Annotated in this window: 1 protein-coding gene; it reads left to right on the plus strand. The window is 65.3% G+C overall.

Features of this window, described 5'->3' with window-relative positions:
• Nucleotides 1–469, plus strand: a 469-nt coding sequence (locus AB4Y92_RS25465) for a hypothetical protein (RefSeq protein WP_441822148.1), incomplete at its 5' end; no start/stop codon positions are given.
• Between the last annotated feature and the right edge of the window lie 56 nt (nucleotides 470–525).

The raw sequence follows: 525 nt of genomic DNA on the forward strand, positions 1-525 counted from the left end.
GGCGACGGAGATCTATGCGGCAAGCGCCGTTGTCGAGGGCACCGCGCAGCAGATCGGCAAGATCGCCGACACGATTGCGATGCTCGACAGCAGCCTGCGGGCCATCGCCGGCAGCATGCATGTCGCCCCCGACACCAGCCGGATCACGGCGGCCCCGATGCCCGCCAAGACGCTTGATCTGCGCGAAGCCGTTCCGCTCTCGACCTATGACGACATCGAGATCGTCGAGATCGACGACAAGCCGCGCTCCACCCTGCACGAGACCCCGCGCATCCGAACGAGAGCCACCAATCACCGGCGGCTCAGCACGGTTCAGATGATGGAGGAAGACCTCGTCTTCGCGGAAGCCCCCGAGGTTACGGTCACAGGGCCTGCGCCGAAGCCCAGGGGCGCTGCGACGACGTCGGAGGTCGAGTTGCGCAAGATCGAAGCGCTCCCGGTGGACGAGAAGCTCGCCTTCTTCGCCTGATCAGCCGAGTTTCGCGACAAAACTGTCCATCTTGCCGGGGTTCAGCAGCCCGTAGG

The organism is Lysobacter sp. TAB13 (assembly GCF_052113885.1).
GTDB classification, from domain to species: Bacteria; Pseudomonadota; Gammaproteobacteria; order Xanthomonadales; family Xanthomonadaceae; genus Lysobacter; species Lysobacter gummosus.